The sequence below is a fragment of the Jannaschia sp. S6380 genome, assembly GCF_023015695.1.
GTDB lineage: Bacteria > Pseudomonadota > Alphaproteobacteria > Rhodobacterales > Rhodobacteraceae > Jannaschia.
The window spans coordinates 1,727,413-1,747,142 of the sequence record NZ_JALKAS010000001.1 but is presented as its reverse complement, the minus strand read 5'-3'; the positions used below and the strand labels follow the sequence as shown (position 1 = coordinate 1,747,142).

Here is a 19,730-nt window from a genome sequence, read left to right as displayed (position 1 = left end):
CGCCATGCTGATCCAGGATCACGACCGGGCGGGCGGCTATTGGGGCGCGGTCTACGCGTTCTGCGCGGTGAAGGGCCTGCAATGCGTGATCGACGGGCCAGTGGGCTGCGAAAACCTGCCGGTGACGAGCGTGCTGCACTATACCGACGCGCTGCCGCCGCATGAATTGCCCATCGTGGTGACGGGCCTGGGCGAGGAGGAGCTGGGCCGCGACGGGACCGAGGGCGCGATGAAGCGGGCCTGGGGCACGCTGGACCCCGCGTTGCCGGCGGTCGTCGTGACCGGATCCATCGCCGAGATGATCGGCGGCGGCGTCACGCCGATGGGGACGAACATCCAGCGGTTCCTGCCGCGCACCATCGACGAGGATCAGTGGCAGGCCGCCGATCGGGCGATGACCTGGCTCTTCACCGAGTTCGGGATGACCAAGGGCCGGATGCCGAAGGAGACCAAGCGCGACGAGGGCATGGCCCCGCGCGTCAACATCCTGGGGCCGATGTACGGCACGTTCAACATGCCCTCGGACCTGGCCGAAATTCGGCGGCTGGTCGAGGGGATAGGCTGCACGGTCAACATGGTGATGCCGCTGGGTGCGCATGTGGCCGAGATGCGGAACCTCGTTAACGCGGACGCCAATATCTGCATGTACCGGGAGTTCGGGCGCGGCCTCTGCGAGGTGCTGGGCAAGCCGTACCTTCAGGCGCCGGTCGGGATCGACAGCACGACCAGGTTCCTGCGCCGCCTAGGCGAGATGCTGGGGCTGGATCCCGAACCGTTCATCGAACGCGAGAAGCATTCGACCATCAAGCCGGTCTGGGACCTGTGGCGGTCGGTGACGCAGGACTTCTTCGCCACCGCGTCCTTCGGGATCGTCGCGAACGAGACCTATGCCCGCGGCATCCGCAAGTACCTCGAGGACGATCTGGGCCTGCCCTGCGCCTTCGCGATCTCGCGCAGCGCCGGGACCAAGACCAACAACGAGGAGGTTCGGTCGCTGATCGCGAAGACGCGCCCCCTCGTCCTGATGGGGTCGATCAACGAGAAGATGTACCTGGCCGAGTTGGCGGGCGGACATGGCCCCGCGCCGACCTTCCTGGCCGCGAGCTTTCCGGGCGCCGCGATCCGGCGGGCCACGGGGACGCCGTTCATGGGCTATGCCGGCGCGACCTACCTGTTGCAGGAAGTGTGCAACGGCCTGTTCGACGCGCTGTTCCACATCCTGCCGCTGGGCAGCGAGATGGATGCGGCCGAGGCCACGCCCACGACGCTGCGCCGCGATTTCCCGTGGGATGCGGACGCGCAGCGCCTGCTGGACGACATCGTCGCCACGCATCCAATCCTGACCCGTATTTCCGCCGCCAAGTCCCTGCGCGACGCGGCCGAGCGCGCGGCGCTGGCCGATGGCGGCGACCGCGTCGTTCGCGAGACCGTCGCGCGGCTGAACCCCGATGCCACACCGGCCGATCACTGGGAGGAGCGATCATGACCACCCTGACCACGGACACCCCCGTCGACACCCATAGGCGCGCGACCGACGACCGGATGGAATACCGGTTCTATTTCGCGCTGATCTTCCTGCTGACGTTGCCCGCGGCGCTGCTGTGCTGGGCGCTGTCGATGCTGCGGCTGATGCCGCGGCGGGACTGCGGCCCGGTGGCCGTCGCGCGCGGGCACGCCCGCACCATCACCCCGATGATTTTCTGCGGGTGACTGAAACACGGATATCCGCCCCCCTGACGGGACGGTGGATGGATGCGGGGGATGAGCCCCCGTCATAGCCCGGTCGCGGGGCGTGCGCGGCTCCAGTTGTTTTTTCCGGAGGAAAAACATGGCTGATAAGACCGACCTGTCGTTCACGGGTCTCACTGACGAGCAGGCCCAGGAGCTGCATTCGGTGTATATGAGTGGTTTCGCGATCTTCACGCTTGTGGCGGTCGTCGCGCATATCCTCACGTACATCCGGCTTCCCTGGTTCGCTTGGTAGGGGGGCGCGATGGCACAGTTCTACAAGATATGGCTGATCTTCGATCCGCGTCGCGTCTTCGTATTCCAGGGCGTCTTTCTGTTCCTGCTGGCGGTGATGATTCATCTCGTCCTGCTGAGCAATCCACAGACGAACTGGTTCGAGCGCGCGTTCGCCGAAGAGGTGGTCGTCATCGCCGAATGAACCGTTCGGCGATCCGATAAGACCGCTGCGGGCGCGATCCCCCCGGGATCCCGGCCGCAGCGAACCCCAGACACATGAACGGCCGCCACCCGACCCGGGCCGGCCGCGACGCCAAGGAGTGGGACGATGGCTCAGCTCAACTTCGAGAGAAAATACCGCGTCCGGGGCGGGACGCTCGTGGGCGGCGATCTGTTCGATTTCTGGATCGGGCCGTTCTTCGTCGGCTTCTTCGGCGTCACGACCGCGTTCTTCGCAATCCTGGGGACGCTGCTGATCTTCTACGGGGCGTCGCTGGGCGACACCTGGAATCCGTGGCTCATCTCGATCGATCCACCGCCTTTGGAATACGGGCTGGCCTTCGCGCCGCTGGGCGAGGGCGGGCTCTGGCAGATGATCACGATCTGCGCGATCGGGGCATTCTGCAGCTGGGCGTTGCGCCAGGTGGAGATCTGCCGAAAGCTGGGCATGGGCTTCCACGTGCCCTTCGCCTTTTCCATAGCAATCCTGGCCTATGTCACGCTGGTGGTGATCCGGCCCGTCCTGATGGGCGCATGGGGGCACGGCTTTCCCTATGGCATCTGGAGCCATCTCGATTGGGTGAACAACGTGGGCTACGCCTACGGCAACTTCCACTACAACCCCGCGCACATGATCGCGATCACGTTCTTCTTCACGACGTGCTTCGCGCTGGCGCTGCACGGCTCGCTGGTGCTGTCGGCGGTCAATCCGGGCAAGGGTGAGCTGGTGAAGTCGCCCGATCACGAGGACACCTATTTCCGCGATCTGATCGGTTATTCCATCGGCCCGCTGGGTATCCACCGACTGGGACTGTTCCTGGCGCTGAATGCCGGGTTCTGGAGCGCGATCTGCATCGTGATCTCGGGGACGATCTGGTTCGACGAATGGATCGTCTGGTGGGACTGGTACGCTTTGCTGCCCTGGTGGGCGGATCTGTAAGGGGGATATGAGCAATGGCTGAATATCAGAACATCTTCACCCAGGTGCAGGTTCAGGGTCCCCCCGAGATGGGCGTGATCACACCCGCCAATCTGGGGCAGGAACGGACGCGGTCCGCGCGGTTCTCGCAACTGCTGGGCACCTTCGGGAACGCGCAGCTGGGGCCGATTCACCTGGGCGTGTTCGGGGTGGTGTCGCTGGCCACCGGGTTCGCGTGGTTCTTCATGGTCGGCATGTCGTTCTGGCACCAGGTCGGCTACAACCCGGCGCTGTTCATCCGTGACCTGTTCTGGCTAGCGCTGGAGCCGCCCTCGCCGGAATACGGGCTGGGCATCCCGCCGATGGGCGAGGGGGGATACTTCCTTATCGCGTCGTTCTTCCTGCTGGTCAGCGTGATCTGCTGGTGGATCCGCACCTACCTCCGGGCCGAGGAGCTGGGTCTGGGCAAGCATGTCAGCTGGGCCTTCGCCTCGGCGATCTGGCTGTTTCTGGTGCTGGGCCTGTTCCGGCCCCTACTGATGGGATCCTGGTCCGAGATGGTGCCCTACGGCATCTTCCCGCATCTGGATTGGACGAACCTGTTCTCGATCACCTACGGGAACCTGTTCTACAACCCGTTCCACGCGCTCTCGATCGTGTTCCTCTATGGTTCGGCGCTTCTCTTCGCGATGCATGGTGCCACGATCCTCGCCGTCAGCCGCTTCGGCGGCGAGCGCGAGATCGAGCAGATCGTCGACCGAGGCACGGCCACGGAACGCGCCTCGCTGTTCTGGCGCTGGACCATGGGGTTCAACGCCTCGATGGAGGGGATCCACCGCTGGGCGTGGTGGTTCGCGGTGCTGACCACGCTGACCGGCGGCATCGGCATCCTGCTGACGGGCACCGTCGTCGACAACTGGTATGTCTGGGCGCAGGAGCACGGCTATGCGCCGCTGGAATAGGGAGCGATGAGATGAGCGACAATCACGACTACCTCAAGACGTCCACAGGCGGCTTCCGGTTGCGGGCCGATGTACTGGCGCTGATGCTGAAGGGGGCGGCCTATGCCGCGATCCTGTGCTTCGCGATCCTGATCCTGGGCTGGATCCTCCTGGGCGTCAGCCGCCTGCTGCCGCCCGAGTCGAAAGAGGCCTGGGACCCGACGCCCACCTCCTCGGTCGTTCTGCCGGGGCCGGTCACGCAAGACGTCCTCTAGGCCCTGGGATGGCCCGCGCTGGCGGCGGGGTCCGTAGACGCCGCCCCCGGCATCTGCCCGGCACGCCCGCCGTGCCCGGCCCTTCCAGACCGGAGGTCGCCATGTGTTCCGATAGATCCAAATCGCCCACCTTGCTGGACGCAATAGCGCAACCGGCCGACCTGCGGCGCCTGCCCGACGAAGCCCTGGCCGCGCTGGCCCGGGAGTTGCGGGCCGAGACGATCTCGGCCGTGTCCGAGACGGGCGGGCATTTGGGATCGTCGCTGGGCGTGGTAGAGATGACCGTCGCGCTGCACGCCGTGTTCGATACACCGCGCGACAAGCTGATCTGGGATGTCGGGCACCAATGCTACCCACACAAGATCCTGACCGGACGGCGCGACCGGATCCGCACGCTGCGCCAGGAGGGCGGGCTGAGCGGGTTCACCAAACGATCCGAAAGCGAATACGACCCGTTCGGCGCGGCACATTCCTCGACCTCGATCTCGGCGGCGCTGGGCTTCGCGGTCGGACGCGACATGGGGATGGACACCGGCGATTCCATCGCCGTGATCGGGGACGGTGCGATCAGCGCGGGCATGGCCTACGAGGCGATGAACAACGCGGGTGCATCGGGCCGGCGCCTGTTCGTGATCCTGAACGACAACGAGATGTCGATCGCCCCGCCGGTGGGCGCGATGTCGCGCTACATGTCCGGCCTCTATGACGGGCCCATGGGCGCGCTGCACCGGATGGCCGAGGGGTTCGAGACGACGCTTCCGGGGCCGCTGCGTGACCATGCCCGCCGCGCACGGGCGCTGGTGACGGGGCGGATGCCGGGCGGCGACGGCACGCTGTTCGAGGAGCTGGGGTTTCAGTATCTGGGTCCGATCGACGGCCATGACATGACCCAGCTTCTGGGCGCGTTCCGGGCCGCGCGGACGCGCGCGACGGGGCCCGTCCTGATCCATTGCTGCACGGTCAAGGGACGCGGATACGCCCCGGCCGAGAATGCCGCCGACCGCTATCACGGGGTCGCCAGGTTCGACCCCGCGACCGGCACCCAGGCCAAGGCCCGTCCGAACGCGCCCGGCTATACCAAGGTGTTCGGCGCGGCGCTCCGCGAGGCGGCCCGCGACGACCCGCGGATCGTCGCGGTGACCGCGGCGATGCCGTCGGGAACGGGCCTGAACATCCTGGCCGAGGCGATGCCGGACCGCGTCTTCGACGTCGGCATCGCCGAGCAACACGGCGTGACCTTCGCCGCCGGACTGGCGGCGAGCGGGCTGCGGCCGTTCTGCGCGATCTATTCGACCTTCCTGCAGCGCGGCTACGACCAGATCGTCCACGACGTGGCCCTGCAGAACCTGCCCGTGCGCTTCGCCATCGACCGCGCGGGCCTGGTGGGGGCCGACGGGGCGACCCATGCCGGTGCGTTCGACCTGGCCTACCTGTCGAACCTGCCCAACTTCACCGTCATGGCCGCCGCCGACGAGGCCGAGCTGGTGCATATGGTCGCCACCGCCGCCGCCCACGACGCCGGACCGATCGCCTTCCGCTATCCCCGCGGCGAGGGGGTGGGCGTCGACATGCCCGAGCGTGGGCGGGTGCTCGAGATCGGCAAGGGCCGGATCGTCCGCGAGGGGAAGGGCATCGCGCTGCTGTCGCTGGGCGCGCATCTGGCAACCTGTCTGGAAGCGGCCGAGGAGATGTCTCGCTTCGGTGTCACGCCCACGGTGGCCGATGCCCGCTTCGCCAAGCCGCTGGACCGCGCGCTGGTGCGCCGACTGTTGCGCGACCACGACGCGCTGATCACGGTGGAGCAGGGCGCGCGCGGCGGGTTCGGGGCAGCCGTACTGCACTATCTGGCGAACGAGGGGCTTCTGGACGGGCGCTGCGCCATCCGCTGCATGACGCTGCCGGACCGGTTCATCGAACAGGCCGCGCCGGCCGCGATGTACGCCGACGCGGGCCTGACGGCGACCGACATCGCGGCCACCGCGCTGGAGGCCGCCGGCATCCGCCCGGCCATGGCCCGTCCGATGGCCGACTGACAAGGTTCGGTCAGTGCAGCGTGCCGAAGATGGTGCGCAGGTGGTTCTTCAGGTAGATCCGCAGCCAGGGCGTGAAACGTTCCGGCTTGCGCTCGGCCTGACCGGCCAGGACGTCGAGATCGATCCAGTCGGTGTCCTGCACCTCCGCCGGGTCGGGTTCGATCCGCAGCGACGGGTCCGAATGCCCAAGGTAGATATCGACCACCTCGTGCTCGATCATGCCGCCGCCGACTTCGGCGCGGTATTCCAGCCGCCCGCGATGGCGCAGGGGCAGGTCGGTGATGCCCAGCTCCTCGCCCAGGCGTCGGGCGGCGCAGTCGTCGGGATGTTCCTGCCAGTGCGGGTGGGTGCAGCAGGTGTTCGCCCAGAGGCCCGGCGTATGGTATTTTGCGAGGGCGCGCTGCTGGACGAGAAGCCGGCGCCGGTCGACCACGAAGACCGAGACCGCCATGTGACGCAATCCGCGGCGATGCACTTCCAGCTTGTCGACCGGCATGAGCGTGTCGCCGACCCAGGCCGGGATCCGCGCCGTCACGTGCGGGTTGCGGCCACCAGGCGCGACAGATGGGCCAGGTTCTTCAGCCCGATCTTCAGATGCGCCATGGGCCGCGCCTTGACGAGACGCTTGTTCATGTAGGCCTCGAAGGTCAGACGTTGGACGTCGATATCGTGGCAGAGCGATACGAACCGTTCGCGGCGTTCGTCGCTTCGATAATAGGCGTTCTGCATGGCGCCCAGGACGCGGAACACCTGTTTGTGCTCGCGCATGAACAGGCGGCGGGCCAGTTGCAGGTCGCGGACGCGTCCGGTCGTCAGCATGGCGGCGGCAGCACTCGCCGCGACCCGTCCGCCGACCATGGCGTAGTAGATCCCCTCGCCCGAAGACGGCGCGACCACGCCCGCCGCGTCGCCGGCCAGCACCACGTCGCGGCCGTTGTCCCAGCGATCCAGCGGCTTGAGCGGGATCGGCGCGCCCTCGCGGCGGATGGTGCGGCAATCGGCGAGGCCCGCGGCGGCGCGCAGGTCGGCGGTGGCGCGTTTCAGGTCGACGCCGGGCACCTGGGTGCCCATGCCGACGCTGGCCTGGCCGCCATGCGGAAAGACCCAGCCGTAGAAGTCGGGCGAGATCGCGCCGTCATAGATCACGTCGCAGCGTTTCGGGTCGTAGCCGGGGGTTGGTTCGGGCGCCTCGATCACTTCGTGGTAGGCGATGACGTAGGGGATGGTGTCGCCGCCGGGAACCTCGGCCCGCGCGACGGCCGAGCGGGCCCCGTCCGCGCCCACGATCAGGCGGGTGGTCAGGCGTTCGGTCCGGCCGCTGGCCTTGTCGCGGTAACGGACATGCGTGCCGTCGGCGTCGCGTTCGATGGCCTGGAACGTGCCCGTGACGCGGGTGGCGCCGGCCTGTTCGGCGCGGTCGCGCAGGAAGGCATCGAAATGCTCGCGGTCGACCATGCCGACATAGCCGTTCTCGATCGGGATATCGACGCGGCGCCCGGTGGGCGAGATCATGCGCGCGGTGGCGATGCGGGCGACGATCTGGTCGTCGGTGATGGCGAAGTCCTGAACCAGCCGGGGCGGAATGGCGCCGCCGCAAGGCTTGATCCGCCCGGCGCGGTCCAGAAAGGCGACCTTGCGGCCGGATCGTGCGAGATCTTCTGCGGCGGTGGCGCCGGCCGGACCCGCGCCAATGACGACGACGTCGAACATGGTCATTCCCCCGGTATGACGACGGGGGCGCTGCGCCGACCGTCGATGATGATGGCCGCCATCCAGGCGGCGGCGACGAAGAGGCCCGCTTCGAACAGGAACACGGTGCCGAAGGCCTGGGCATCGGTGGTCAGGGCCGCGCGGGCGAGGTCGACCAGCGCCGCGCCGGCCAGCCCGCCGAAGCCCGCGGCACAGGCCTGCGCCGCGCCCCAGAGACCCATGCGCGTGCCCTCGCGCCGGTCCCGACCCTGGCCGGCAAGCGCCATCATCGCGCCGATGGCAGCCACGGCGAACATCCCGTTGAAGAGGCCCAGCGCCACGACCGAAGGCAGCAGCAGGTCCCGCGCGCCCATAGGCCCGATCGAGGCGATGACGGCCAGTGCCGCGCAGGAGCCGAGGCAACCCAGAACGATCCAGCCGCGCAGGCCACCGATGCGAAAGCCCGACAGCAGAAGGCCCACGGCCAGCATGCCGAGGAAGACACCGCCGTTTTGTGCACCGCTGAGCGTCGTCGTCTCGCCCGGGGTCAGGCCGAACACGAGGCCGGCATAGGGCTCCAGTATCAGTTCCTGCATGAAATAGGCCGTCATCGACAGGAACACGAAGATGGTGAAATGCCGCGTTCGCCGTTCGGCCCAGACCTCGCGCAGGCCCTGGCGGAACGGGGCGGGGTCGGGCTCGCGGGGCGCCACGGTCCGTCGCTCGATCCCGTAGACGGCAAGGCCGGCCAGCAGGACCGCCAGCAGCGAGACCGTGCCCACGACGCGGACCAGCAGACCGTGGGAATAGGGATCCAGCAGCGTTCCCACCACGCCCGCCGTCATCGCGATGCCGAAGATCATCATCAGCCAGACGATCATGGCCGCCGCCGCGCGCCGCTCGGGCGCCGTGGCGGTCGCGAGCAGGGCGAGAAGCGAGGTGCCCGACGCGCCCACGCCGACCCCGATCAGCGTATAGGCCAGAAGCGAGACGATCATGCCCAAGAGGACAGCCCCCTCGAACAGCAGCACCGCCCATGCGGCGCCCGTCGCGCCCAGGGCCAGCACCGCCATGCCCGCGACGATCCAGCGGGTGCGGTCCCCGCCGGTATCGGATCGGAAACCCCAGTTCGGGCGGGTGATCTGGATGCCGTAGTGCAGACCGACCAGCAGGCCGGGCAGGGTGGCGGGCAGGGCAAGCTCGACCACCATCACCCGGTTCAGGGTCGAGGTGGTCAGCACGACGATCGCGCCCAGCGCCATCTGCACCAGGCCCAGACGGACGATCTGGACCCAGCCCAGCATCAGGCCAAGCCCCCGAAGCTGCGCAGCGCGAAGGCCGCGATCATCATGCCCGAGACATAAAGGGTGATGCCGGTGGCGTTGTACCAGGGGGCCCGGCCGCGCGGATCGGTCAGCAGCACGCGCATCGCCAGCATCTGCCCCAACAGCAGCGCGGCGATGGCGGCGGCGTGGAGCGGACGGTCCCAGTGAAGCAGGAGCGCGGCCACCGCGACTTGCGGGACGGCCATCGTCCAGCAGGCGACGCGCGCCGCGCGATCCGGGCCGAGCGTTACGGGAAGGGAGTTGACGCCCATCCGGCGGTCGCCGTCGAGCGCCTTGAAATCGTTCAGCGTCATGATCCCGTGCGCCCCTGCCGCATAGAGGAGCGCCACCGCGACGACGGGCCAGCCGGGCGCGCCCGCCGACAGGACGGCGGCGCCCGTGATCCAGGGCAGCCCTTCGTAGCAGAGGCCGACGAGGCCGGGCCCCCACCATCCTGATCGTTTGAGCCGGACGGGCTCCGCCGAATAGGCCCAGGCGGCGGCCACGCCGACGATGGTCGCGCCGAACCCCCAAGGGCCGAGCTGATACCCGACGACGAGTGCCAGCACCGTGATGGCCAGCGCGATGCCCAGGCCCCATCGACCCGGAACGCGGCCCGACGGAATCGGACGATCGGGTTCGTTGATTGCGTCGACATGGCGGTCGCACCAGTCATTCGCGGCCTGGCTCATCCCGCAGACGATCGGGCCGGCAAGAACGACGCCGAGGAGGATCAGGCCCCAGCTCCCGGTGGGGGACATGCCCGAGGAGACGGTGCCGCAGAGATATGCCCACATGGGGGGGAACCACGTGATCGGCTTGAGCAGCCGCAGCATCGCCGCCGGTTCGGGCCAGCGGCCGGCCGGAAGGACGGCAGTCGCTCTCATAATGTCAGGTTAAATGGACGTCCGTGATCCGACAAGTGTAAACATCACGTTACAGCAAACCGTGAGGCGTCAGTCCTCCTCGCCGCGCGAGACCATGCCGTACTTGCGAAGCTTGACGTAGAGGGATTGCCGCGAGAGGCCCAGCATCTCGGCCGCAGCGACGCGATTGTTCGAGGTCAGGCCCACCGCCGCCTCGATGCAGACCTTCTCGATCACCTCGGTCGTGTCGGCCACGATCTCCTTGAGGGACGCGCTGCCGACCAGATCGACCACCGAACGCGACGCATCCTGGGCCCCGTCGCCCCCCTGCAAGGCGCGGGCGGTGTCACCGACGGTCGCGTCGCGCATGACGAGGACGAAACCCGGATTGCGCGCATCGACCAGGGCGGTGGCCGAGATCTCGACCGCGCGCTGGGCCCTGTACTGGCCATTCAGCTTGGTGGAGTAGAGGCGCATCCGCCCCTGCCGGGTCGCGTTTTCCAGCAGAACCTTCATGTCGACGATTCCGCGGCCCAGGTAATCGGCGATGGACCGGTTCCGGATGGCGACGTCATGGCCGGTCTCCGTCATGTTCAAGAAGGCCTCGTTCGCGGACACGATGGTGCCGTCGCGGTCGACGAATACGATCGCCTCAGGCGCGAAATCGTAGAGGTCGGACAGACCGCGCGCCAGATCGTCGGTCGGGGCCTCGGCATGGTCCTGCGCCTCCAGTCGGCACAGCATCATCCGGTTGCCCGCGGCGCGAAAGAAGGACGGCGTCGCCTTCAGGGCGCGGCGGGTGTCGCGGGCCGTGACGCCGATCGGGCTCGCCCCTTCGGCCAGGGCCGAGGCTGCCATGTCGGCCATGAACTCGCCGCGGCCGCGGTCGTCGAAGACCGTCACGATCTCCTGACCGGTCAGTTCCTCGACGCTGCGGCCCAGCAGGCCGGCGGCGACGCCGTTGGCCTCGACGATGCGGCCATCGGCGACCGACACGATCAGGACCGCGTCGCGCGATGCGGCCAGCAGGACGCGAAAGCGGGTATCGTATTCGCGCTGACGCTCGTAGTCGCCTTCAAGCGCGATCTGCGCATCCACCAGTTGCTGCTGCATGGCCGAGACGGGGCGCAGGTCGCGTCCCAGCATCAGGATACCGGCCTCGCCGCCCAGCGGATGGAAGGTATAGGCGATCGGCAACTCGGCCTTGTCGACCGGGTCGACATGGTTGAGTTCGACCGGTCGGGCGTCGCCGGTCGCCGAGGCGGCGCGATCGAGCGCGGCCTCGAATTTCGGAACGCTTTCGACGGTCAGGAACGTGCGAAGATCCTCATCGCGCCAGCGGGCCGGCTCCACCTCCGTCCCGTCCCGTGGCTCGGCCAGGACGGAGCGGACATGCCCGTCGGCGGTGACGACCAAGGCCATGTCCGCCAGAGCCGTGACGATCCCATCCAGGGTTTCGGGTGCGACGAGGGGCATGGCACCGATATCCCAGTCTTCGCTGCTTCGGGATGTCATCGGCGCCTCGTTCAAAAATAGCTAACGGAGGGTGATACATCACGCCGCAGAAGGATCAATGATAAACCCGCGGCGCGGGCAGGTCGCAGAAATCCATCGCGTCACATAGGTTGGCCGTTGCGAGGTCCGCGCCCGTCCGGCGCTGGATGTCCATGTTCTGCTCGAGGATCGTGCCGCCCACGATCACCGGCGGGGTCTTGGCCCGTCCACCCGATCGGACGATGTCGACCATCGTTCGCACGCCGTCGATCCGGTCGCCCAGCGAGGCGGAGATGATCACGGTGTCGAAATCGCCGTTGTCGGCGGTCACCTTCAGCGCGCGGGGGTCCATGCCGATGCACAGCCGCACCGATAGCCCCGCACGGCGCAGCTGCGTCGAAAGGACGGTGGCGCCCAGGGTGTGATGCGCGTTCTGGGGCACGATCACCATCGCGGCCGAAGTCATCTTGCCGTCCCCACCCATGCGGTCGGCCGACCAGCAGGTGCTGAGCTCGCGCAGCATCGCCTGCAGCCGCGTGCCGCCGATCGAGACGGTGGCGAAGCCGGCGTTGTCGTTCACCCATTCCTCGCCCATCCGTCGGGCGACGATCGGGATGTAGCGGTCGGCGATCACCTCGGGGGCGATACCCAGCGCCAGCATGCGTCGGGTGACGGTGCGGTAGGATTCGCCCGTGCGGCCAAGCGCGGCGTCGAGCAGCCGTTCGACCAGGCCCGCGTTGACCTTGGGCCTGGGTTGCCTCGATCGGGCGACGTCGTTCAACGCCCGGGCGGCCAATTCGTCGAGTCGGCCATCGAGATGAAGATCACATGGCGCGGGCGTCGATTTCGCACGGTTCGGCATTCGGTCGCTCCTCCCAGTTGCAGGGGTGCCGCATCGCGACCGATTCCCCCGCGGGACCTCCCAATCCCTTCCGCTAGGTTAAGCCGAGTCGGACGGCTGTCAAAGGAAATTGACAGTAACGTGGCGCGGCAGACCGGCGCAGGCCGTGTGTTCCGCATGTTGCAGTCAAGCCTCCAAGGAAGTCGGGCAGTAAGGCGCCATGGCGGGTTTTCGCCGGTGTAAGTCTAAGTTGACAGTTGGCGAAATGCTTGCGTAATCTCGTGACAGGCACCCATCCGAGGAACAGCGTATGTCGGCGAATACCGCAACGGCTCCGAACCCCGGACAGCTCTACACCGAAGCCCAGCGCGCGCGCCGGGATGCGACGGTCTGGACCCTGATCCAAGGGATCCTCGCTCCACTGCAGTTCGCGGTCTTCCTAGTCTCCGCGGGCCTTGTGCTGCGCTACCTCGCGACCGGCGAGGGCTATGGTATCGCGACCATGTCGATCGTGGCCAAGACGGCGATCCTGTATCTGATCATGGTGACCGGCGCGATCTGGGAGAAGGTCGTGTTCGGCCGCTACCTCTTCGCGCCCGCCTTCTTCTGGGAGGACGCGTTCAGCATGATCGTGATCGCCCTGCACAGCGCCTATCTGGTGGCGCTGTTCGCGGGCGCGTTGTCGCCGACGGGCCTGATGATCCTGGCGCTGGCGGCCTATGCGACCTACGCGATCAATGCGGGACAGTTCGTCCTCAAGCTGCGCCGCGCGCGCCTCGACGTCGCCCGGCCCGCCCGGCCTGCGGGTGTGGCGGTATGACGGCACAGGATCCCAGCCCCCCGGCCACCGGTTGCCGCGCGGCGCCCGTCCTGAAGGAGCGGGGGCAGCGGGAGGTGTTCTGCGGGCTGACCGGCATCATCTGGCTGCACCGCAAGATGCAGGACGCGTTCTTCCTCGTGGTGGGCAGCCGGACCTGCGCGCATCTGCTGCAATCGGCGGCGGGCGTGATGATCTTCGCCGAGCCGCGCTTCGGCACCGCCATCCTTGAGGAAAGCGACCTCGCCGGCCTGAACGACGCGCATGTCGAGCTGGAGCGCGAGGTCGCGCGGCTCCTGGCGCGCAGGCCGGACATCCGGCAGCTGTTCCTCGTGGGGTCGTGCCCGTCCGAGGTCATCAAGCTCGACCTGGCCCGCGCCGCCGAGAAGCTGACGCAGGTTCATGCGCCGCATGTGCGGGTGCTGAACTATTCCGGCTCGGGGATCGAGACGACGTTCACCGAAGGCGAGGATGCCTGCCTCGCGTCGATGGTTCCGGTCCTGCCGGAGACGGATTTGCGCGAATTGTTGGTCGTCGGCGCCCTGCCGGACGTGGTGGAAGATCAGATGCTGGGCCTTCTGGCCGATCTGGGCATCGGCCCGGTCCGCTGCCTGCCGGCCCGACGGATCGATGCCGAGACGGGGGTGGGCGCGAATACGGTCTTCGCGCTGACGCAGCCGTTCCTGGGCGAGACGCATGCCGCGTTGGAGCGGCGTGGCGCGCGCCACGTCGCGGCGCCGTTCCCGTTCGGTGAGGAGGGCACGACCGCCTGGCTCGCCGCCATCGCGCGCGAATTCGGCGTCGACGCCGAGACCTTCGCCCGCGTCACCGACGCCCCCCGCGCCCGCGCCCGCAAGGCCGTGGCGCAGGCGGCGGAGATACTGGGCGGCAAGTCGGTCTTCTTCTTCCCCGACAGCCAGTTGGAGATCCCGCTGGCCCGTTTCCTGATCCGTGAATGCGGAATGGCGGCGGTGGAGGTCGGATCGCCCTATATCCACGACGTCCTGCATGGGCCGGATCTGGACCTGCTGCCGGCGGGGCCGCGGATTTCCGAAGGACAGGACGTGGACCTGCAACTCGACCGCGTGCGCGCAGCGCGGCCCGACCTGACGATCTGCGGCCTGGGCCTCGCCAACCCGCTGGAGGCGGAGGGGCTGGCGACGAAATGGGCGATCGAGCTGGTCTTCACGCCGGTCCATTTCTACGAACAGGCGGGCGATCTGGCGGGCCTGTTCTCGCGCCCGTTGCGGCGCCGGGCCAAGCTTCGCGTGGCCGCGGCATGAAGCTGACGGTCTGGACATATGAGGGCCCGCCCCATGTCGGCGCGATGCGCGTCGCCACGGGCATGAAGGGCCTGCATTACGTGCTGCACGCGCCGCAGGGCGACACCTATGCCGACCTTCTGTTCACCATGATCGAACGGCGCGACCACCGCCCGCCGGTCACCTATACCACGTTCCAGGCGCGCGATCTGGGGTCGGACACGGCGACGCTGTTCAAGACGGCCTGTCGCGACGCTTACGCGCGGTTCAAGCCGCAGGCGATCATCGTCGGCGCGTCCTGCACCGCCGAACTGATCCAGGACGACCCGGGCGGCCTCGCCGAGACGATGGGGCTGGATATACCGGTCATCCCGCTGGAACTGCCGAGCTATCAGCGCAAGGAGAATTTCGGCGCCGACGAGACCTTCCTGCAGATCGTGCGGCATCTGGCCCGGAAGGTGGAGCGCACGGCGCAGGTCAGCTGCAACCTTCTGGGGCCGACGGCCCTCGGGTTCCGGCACCGCGACGACATTGCCGAGATCACCGCCCTGCTGGAGGAGGCCGGGATCGCGGTCAACGTGGTTGCGCCGATGGGGGCCACGCCCGCCGACATCGCCCGGCTTGGGGCCGCACATTTCAACGTGCTGCTCTATCCCGAAACGGGCGAAAGCGCCGCCCGCTGGCTGGAGCGGGAGCTGGGACAGCCCTGGACAAAGACCGTGCCGATCGGCGTCGGCGCGACGCGCGACTTCCTGGCCGAGGTCGGCGGCATCGTCGGACGGGACCTGTCGATGGACGAGAGCCGCCTGCGGCTGCCGTGGTATTCGGGCTCGGTCGACAGCACCTACCTGACCGGCAAGCGCGTCTTCCTCTTCGGGGACGGCACGCATGTCGCCGCCGCCGCACGCATCGCCCGCGACGAGATGGGGTTCGAGGTGGCGGGGCTGGGCTGTTACAACCGCGAATTCGCGCGGCCGATCCGGGCGCTGGCCAAGGAATACGGCGTCGAGGCGCTGATCACCGACGACTACCTGGAGGTCGAGGCCGCGATCGAGGCGCTGCAGCCCGAGATGATCCTCGGCACGCAGATGGAGCGGCATATCGGCAAGCGGCTGGGCATCCCCTGCGCCGTCATCTCCGCGCCCGTCCATGTGCAGGATTTCCCCGCGCGGTATTCGCCGCAGATGGGGTTCGAGGGGGCGAACGTCATCTTCGACACCTGGGTGCATCCGCTGGTCATGGGGCTGGAGGAGCATCTGCTGCACATGTTCCGCGACGATTTCGAGTTCCACGATGCGGCCGGGGCCAGCCATCACGGGGCGCAGGCCAAGCCCGCCCAGCCGGTGGCAGAGCCCGCGCCCGCCGTCGCGGCGTCCGACGACAACGTCGTCTGGCTGGCCGATGCGGAGCGCGAATTGCGCAAGATCCCGTTCTTCGTGCGCGGCAAGGCGCGGCGCAACACCGAGGTCTTCGCCGCCGCGAACGGCCTGCACGAGATCGGGATCGACACGCTCTACGAGGCGAAGGCGCACTATGCGAGATAGCGTGGACCAGCACTATCGCGTCGTGATCGTGACGCTGGACCGCCACGCGGCGGGGCCGGTCGCGCGCGTCGCGCCGCGCCTGGCCCGCGACTTTCCGGGCCTGTCGCTGACGGTCCATGCCGCCGCCGAATGGGGCGAGGACCGCGCCGCGCTGGACGCCGCTCGCGCCGATGTCGCGAGCGCCGACATCATCGTCTCGGCCGTCCTGTTCCTGGAGGATCACGTCCAGGCGATCCTGCCGCAGATCGCGGCGCGGCGCGCGGACTGCGACGCCGTCGTCTCGATCATCTCGGACGCGCAGATGGTGCGGCAGACGCGGATGGGTGAGCTCGACATGTCGAAACCCAGCTCGGGGGCGATGGCGCTTCTGAAGAAGCTGAAGCCGAAAACCGACGCCACGGGCAGTCAGAAAAGCGGCCAGAGCCAGCTGAAGATGCTGCGCCGCCTGCCGAAGATCCTACGGCTGATCCCCGGCCGGGCGCAGGACCTGCGCGCCTGGTTCCTGACGATGCAGTACTGGCTGGGCGGATCGGACGATAATGTCGAACAGCTGATCCGCTTCCTCGTCTCGCGCTATGCCCACCGGATCGACTGGCAGGGCGTCGCGGCCGACGCGCCGATCGAGTACCCCGAGGTGGGCCTCTATCACCCCGACCTGCCCGGGCACCGGATCGCCGCCGACCTGTCGGACCTGCCCGCGCGGGACGGGACGCACGCGACCGTCGGGCTCTTGATGCTGCGGTCCTACATCCTCGCCTCCGACACCGCGCATTACGACGCGGTCATCGCCGCGTTCGAGGCGCGGGGCCTGCGCGTGATCCCGGCCTTCGCGGGCGGGCTCGACGGGCGGCCCGCGATCGAGGCGTATTTCGGCGGGGTCGATGCGATGGTCTCGCTGACCGGATTCTCGCTGGTGGGCGGGCCGGCTTATAATGACAGCGACGCGGCCGTCGCGACGCTCTCGGCGCTCGACGTGCCCTATGTCTCGGCGCAGCCGCTGGAGTTCCAGACGCTGGACCAGTGGACGCGGAGCGGCGGCGGCCTCGGCCCGGTCGAGACGACGATGCTGGTCGCCCTGCCCGAAATCGATGGCGCCACCAACCCGACCGTGTTTGCCGGGCGTCACGGGACCGGCGGCTGCGACGGGTGCGCCCATGCCTGCCGCCCGGCGGGCGAGGCCAAGGCGATGGCGCCGTGCCTTGAGCGCATCGATGCGCTGGCCGAGAAGGCCGACCGTCTGGCGACGCTGCGATGCAAGGCCAATGCCGAGAAGAACGTGGGCATCGTGCTGTTCGGGTTCCCACCCAATGCGGGCGCGGTCGGGACGGCGGCGTATCTGAGCGTGTTCGAGTCGCTGCACAACACGCTCCACCGGATGCGGGCCGAGGGCTACGACGTCGATCCGCCCGAGACGGTGGACGACCTGCGCGCCGCGATCCTGGAGGGGAACGCCGCGCAATACGGGCAACAGGCCAACATCGCCGCCCATGTGCCCGCCGACCGGATCGTGGCCGACGCGCCATGGCTGGCCGAGATCGAGGCGCAGTGGGGGCCCGCGCCGGGCCGCGTGCAATCGGACGGGCGCGGTGTGTTCATACTGGGTGCGCGGTTCGGGAAGGTTTTCGTCGGCGTGCAGCCGGCCTTCGGCTACGAGGGTGACCCGATGCGCCTGTTGTTCGAGCGGGGCTTCGCACCGACCCATGCCTTCGCCACCTTCTATCGCTGGCTGAAGGCCGATTTCGCCGCCGATGTGGTGCTGCATTTCGGAATGCATGGCGCGCTCGAATTTATGCCGGGCAAGCAGGCCGGGTTGTCGGGGGCCGACTGGCCCGACCGCCTGATGGGCAACCTGCCGAATGTCTATCTCTATGCCGCGAACAACCCGTCCGAGGCGACGCTGGCCAAGCGGCGCGCCAACGCGGTGACGGTAACGCACCTGACGCCCCCGCTGGCGGCCGCCGGTCTCTACAAGGGGCTGGCCGACCTGAAGGCGAGCCTGACCCGCTGGCGCGAGATGGCCGGGGACGATCCGGCGCGTGACGATCTGGCCACGCTGATCCGCGAACAGGCGGAGGCGGTGGACCTGGATGGCGGCGATCCCGCGACGCTGTGGCTGACGCTGCTGGAGACGGAAGAGGCGCTGATCACCGACGGGCTGCACGTCGTCGGGCGGCCGCTGGCGGCGGATGTGCGCGCGGCCCACATCGCCACGATGGACACTGATGCCGAGACCGCCGCCCGCGTCGATGCGCTGCTGGCCGAGGATCATGAATTGCCCGCCCTGATGCGCGCGCTTTCCGGGCGGTTCGTCGCGCCGGTGCCCGGCGGCGACCTGATCCGCAATCCCGACATCCTGCCCACGGGGCGCAACATCCACGCCTTCGACCCGTTCCGGATGCCGTCGGCCTTCGCGCTGCAAAACGGGGCGGAGATGGCGCGGACGCTTCTGGACACACATGCGACCCTGCCGCGTTCGGTGGCGCTGGTCCTCTGGGGGTCCGACAACATCAAGTCCGATGGCGGGCCGATCGGGCAGGCGCTCGCGCTGATGGGCGCGCGGCCAAGGTTCGACGCCTATGGCCGCCTGTCGGGCGCCGATCTGATCCCGCTTGCCGAACTGGGGCGCCCGCGCATCGACGTGGTGATGACCCTGTCCGGCATCTTCCGCGACCTGCTGCCGCTCCAGACCCGGATGCTGGCCGAGGCCGCGTGGAAATGCGCCGATGCCGACGAGCCGCCGGAGCGGAACTTCGTCCGCGCCCATGCCCTGGCCTATGCCGACGCCATGTGTGTCGACCTCAGGACTGCCGCGTTGCGCGTGTTCTCGAACGCCGAAGGGGCCTACGGGTCGAACGTGAACCAGCTGGTCGACGGCTCCGCCTTCGGGGACGAGGATGAGCTGGCCGACGCCTACGAGGCGCGCAAGAGCTTCGCCTACGGGACCGACGGCAAGGCGGTGCAAAACGCGGCGCTGTTGCAAAGCGCGCTGAAGGACGTCGACCTGGCCTATCAGAACCTTGAGAGCGTGGAGCTGGGCGTGACCACGGTCGACCACTATTTCGACACGCTGGGCGGCATCGCGCGGGCCGTGCGGCGCGCCAAGGGCGGGGCCGAGACGGCGGTCTATATCGGCGACCAGACGCGCGGCGGCACCAAGGTCCGTACGTTGCAGGCGCAGGTCGCGCTCGAGACCCGGTCGCGCAGCCTGAACCCCCGCTTCTACGAACCGCTTCTGACCCATGGCCACGAGGGCGTGCGCCAGATCGAGGCGCATGTGACCAACACGATGGGTTGGTCGGCCACGACGGGCCAAGTCGATCCGTGGGTCTATCAGCGGCTGAGCGAGACCTTCGTGCTGGACGAGGCGATGCGCGAGCGTCTGGCCAAGCTGAACCCGCAGGCGAGCATCCGCATGGCGAACCGCCTGCTGGAAGCCAGCGATCGCGACTACTGGACACCGGACGACGAAACCCTGGCGGGCCTGAGGTCCGCCGCCGATGCGCTCGAGGATCGGCTGGAAGGCATTGCGGCCGAATAGGC

The 19,730-nt window shown here is 68.3% G+C and carries 18 protein-coding genes; 12 read left to right on the top strand and 6 right to left on the bottom strand.

The genetic code is table 11. The features are described from left to right. Positions 1–4 precede the first annotated feature (4 nt). The 8 genes from bchZ (at position 5) to dxs (ending at position 6,352) form a co-directional block, all read left to right on the top strand. Positions 5–1,486 carry a chlorophyllide a reductase subunit Z gene (bchZ, locus tag MWU52_RS08980; protein WP_246951219.1) on the top strand — a complete coding sequence of 494 codons (1,482 nt, stop codon included), beginning with the start codon at positions 5–7 and terminating at the stop codon, positions 1,484–1,486. Beyond that, positions 1,483–1,710, top strand: a complete 228-nt coding sequence (gene pufQ / locus MWU52_RS08975; protein ID WP_246951218.1) for a cytochrome PufQ — start codon at positions 1,483–1,485, stop codon at positions 1,708–1,710. The genes bchZ and pufQ overlap by 4 nt, the downstream gene beginning before the upstream one ends. Positions 1,711–1,828: 118 nt before the next feature. Further along, positions 1,829–1,984, top strand: a complete 156-nt coding sequence (gene pufB, locus MWU52_RS08970; protein WP_246951217.1) for a light-harvesting antenna LH1, beta subunit — start codon at positions 1,829–1,831, stop codon at positions 1,982–1,984. A 9-nt stretch (positions 1,985–1,993) separates the two neighbouring features. Then, complete coding sequence (gene pufA / locus MWU52_RS08965) at positions 1,994–2,167, top strand: light-harvesting antenna LH1, alpha subunit (RefSeq protein ID WP_246951216.1); 174 nt, start codon at positions 1,994–1,996, stop codon at positions 2,165–2,167. A gap of 126 nt (positions 2,168–2,293) precedes the next feature. Then, positions 2,294–3,124, top strand: a complete 831-nt coding sequence (pufL, locus tag MWU52_RS08960) for a photosynthetic reaction center subunit L (protein WP_246951215.1) — start codon at positions 2,294–2,296, stop codon at positions 3,122–3,124. A gap of 14 nt (positions 3,125–3,138) precedes the next feature. Continuing rightward, positions 3,139–4,065, top strand: coding sequence for a photosynthetic reaction center subunit M (gene pufM, locus MWU52_RS08955; RefSeq protein ID WP_246951213.1), 927 nt, complete (start codon positions 3,139–3,141; stop codon positions 4,063–4,065). Between the two features lie 11 nt (positions 4,066–4,076). After that, positions 4,077–4,319, top strand: coding sequence for an RC-LH1 core complex protein PufX (gene pufX, locus MWU52_RS08950; RefSeq protein WP_246951211.1), 243 nt, complete (start codon positions 4,077–4,079; stop codon positions 4,317–4,319). A 101-nt stretch (positions 4,320–4,420) separates the two neighbouring features. Next, a complete protein-coding gene (dxs, locus tag MWU52_RS08945; RefSeq protein WP_246951209.1) occupies positions 4,421–6,352 on the top strand; it encodes a 1-deoxy-D-xylulose-5-phosphate synthase in 1,932 nt (643 codons plus the stop codon). A gap of 10 nt (positions 6,353–6,362) precedes the next feature. Here the strand turns inward: dxs and idi are convergent, their stop codons facing one another. The 6 genes from idi to MWU52_RS08915 form a co-directional block, all read right to left on the bottom strand. Continuing rightward, positions 6,363–6,887 carry an isopentenyl-diphosphate Delta-isomerase gene (idi, locus tag MWU52_RS08940; protein WP_246951207.1) on the bottom strand — a complete coding sequence of 175 codons (525 nt, stop codon included), beginning with the start codon at positions 6,885–6,887 and terminating at the stop codon, positions 6,363–6,365. Further along, positions 6,884–8,062, bottom strand: a complete 1,179-nt coding sequence (locus MWU52_RS08935; protein WP_246951206.1) for a geranylgeranyl diphosphate reductase — start codon at positions 8,060–8,062, stop codon at positions 6,884–6,886. The genes idi and MWU52_RS08935 overlap by 4 nt, the downstream gene beginning before the upstream one ends. A 2-nt stretch (positions 8,063–8,064) precedes the next feature. Continuing rightward, positions 8,065–9,348, bottom strand: a complete 1,284-nt coding sequence (locus tag MWU52_RS08930; RefSeq protein WP_246952832.1) for a BCD family MFS transporter — start codon at positions 9,346–9,348, stop codon at positions 8,065–8,067. Next, positions 9,345–10,253, bottom strand: a complete 909-nt coding sequence (chlG, locus tag MWU52_RS08925) for a chlorophyll synthase ChlG (RefSeq protein ID WP_246951205.1) — start codon at positions 10,251–10,253, stop codon at positions 9,345–9,347. The genes MWU52_RS08930 and chlG overlap by 4 nt, the downstream gene beginning before the upstream one ends. 69 nt (positions 10,254–10,322) lie before the next feature. Then, a complete protein-coding gene (gene ppsR / locus MWU52_RS08920; protein ID WP_246951204.1) occupies positions 10,323–11,747 on the bottom strand; it encodes a transcriptional regulator PpsR in 1,425 nt (474 codons plus the stop codon). Between the two features lie 55 nt (positions 11,748–11,802). Next, positions 11,803–12,507, bottom strand: a complete 705-nt coding sequence (locus MWU52_RS08915) for a cobalamin B12-binding domain-containing protein (RefSeq protein ID WP_246951203.1) — start codon at positions 12,505–12,507, stop codon at positions 11,803–11,805. A gap of 370 nt (positions 12,508–12,877) precedes the next feature. Between MWU52_RS08915 and bchF the strand changes: the two genes are divergently transcribed. From bchF to MWU52_RS08895, 4 genes are read left to right on the top strand one after another with little or no spacing between them, the layout of a single operon-like run. Beyond that, complete coding sequence (gene bchF / locus MWU52_RS08910; protein ID WP_246951202.1) at positions 12,878–13,387, top strand: 2-vinyl bacteriochlorophyllide hydratase; 510 nt, start codon at positions 12,878–12,880, stop codon at positions 13,385–13,387. After that, positions 13,384–14,667 (top strand): ferredoxin:protochlorophyllide reductase (ATP-dependent) subunit N, encoded by a 1,284-nt coding sequence (locus MWU52_RS08905; protein WP_246951201.1) that lies wholly within the window; start codon positions 13,384–13,386, stop codon positions 14,665–14,667. The genes bchF and MWU52_RS08905 overlap by 4 nt, the downstream gene beginning before the upstream one ends. Further along, positions 14,664–16,190, top strand: coding sequence for a ferredoxin:protochlorophyllide reductase (ATP-dependent) subunit B (gene bchB, locus MWU52_RS08900; protein WP_246951200.1), 1,527 nt, complete (start codon positions 14,664–14,666; stop codon positions 16,188–16,190). Before MWU52_RS08905 ends, bchB begins: the two co-directional genes overlap by 4 nt. After that, positions 16,180–19,728 (top strand): magnesium chelatase subunit H, encoded by a 3,549-nt coding sequence (locus MWU52_RS08895; RefSeq protein WP_246951199.1) that lies wholly within the window; start codon positions 16,180–16,182, stop codon positions 19,726–19,728. The genes bchB and MWU52_RS08895 overlap by 11 nt, the downstream gene beginning before the upstream one ends. Positions 19,729–19,730 lie beyond the last annotated feature (2 nt).

Bases quoted from the DNA above. Each gene is read 5' to 3' on its own strand.
- pufX (WP_246951211.1), top strand. From the start codon at position 4,077: ATGAGCGACAATCACGACTACCTCAAGACGTCCACAGGCGGCTTCCGG.
- pufA (WP_246951216.1), top strand. From the start codon at position 1,994: ATGGCACAGTTCTACAAGATATGGCTGATCTTCGATCCGCGTCGCGTC.
- bchZ (WP_246951219.1), top strand. From the start codon at position 5: ATGCTGATCCAGGATCACGACCGGGCGGGCGGCTATTGGGGCGCGGTC.
- pufL (WP_246951215.1), top strand. From the start codon at position 2,294: ATGGCTCAGCTCAACTTCGAGAGAAAATACCGCGTCCGGGGCGGGACG.
- MWU52_RS08905 (WP_246951201.1), top strand. From the start codon at position 13,384: ATGACGGCACAGGATCCCAGCCCCCCGGCCACCGGTTGCCGCGCGGCG.
- MWU52_RS08935 (WP_246951206.1), bottom strand. From the start codon at position 8,062: ATGTTCGACGTCGTCGTCATTGGCGCGGGTCCGGCCGGCGCCACCGCC.
- ppsR (WP_246951204.1), bottom strand. From the start codon at position 11,747: ATGACATCCCGAAGCAGCGAAGACTGGGATATCGGTGCCATGCCCCTC.
- bchF (WP_246951202.1), top strand. From the start codon at position 12,878: ATGTCGGCGAATACCGCAACGGCTCCGAACCCCGGACAGCTCTACACC.
- MWU52_RS08895 (WP_246951199.1), top strand. From the start codon at position 16,180: ATGCGAGATAGCGTGGACCAGCACTATCGCGTCGTGATCGTGACGCTG.
- bchB (WP_246951200.1), top strand. From the start codon at position 14,664: ATGAAGCTGACGGTCTGGACATATGAGGGCCCGCCCCATGTCGGCGCG.
- chlG (WP_246951205.1), bottom strand. From the start codon at position 10,253: ATGAGAGCGACTGCCGTCCTTCCGGCCGGCCGCTGGCCCGAACCGGCG.
- pufM (WP_246951213.1), top strand. From the start codon at position 3,139: ATGGCTGAATATCAGAACATCTTCACCCAGGTGCAGGTTCAGGGTCCC.
- pufB (WP_246951217.1), top strand. From the start codon at position 1,829: ATGGCTGATAAGACCGACCTGTCGTTCACGGGTCTCACTGACGAGCAG.
- dxs (WP_246951209.1), top strand. From the start codon at position 4,421: ATGTGTTCCGATAGATCCAAATCGCCCACCTTGCTGGACGCAATAGCG.
- pufQ (WP_246951218.1), top strand. From the start codon at position 1,483: ATGACCACCCTGACCACGGACACCCCCGTCGACACCCATAGGCGCGCG.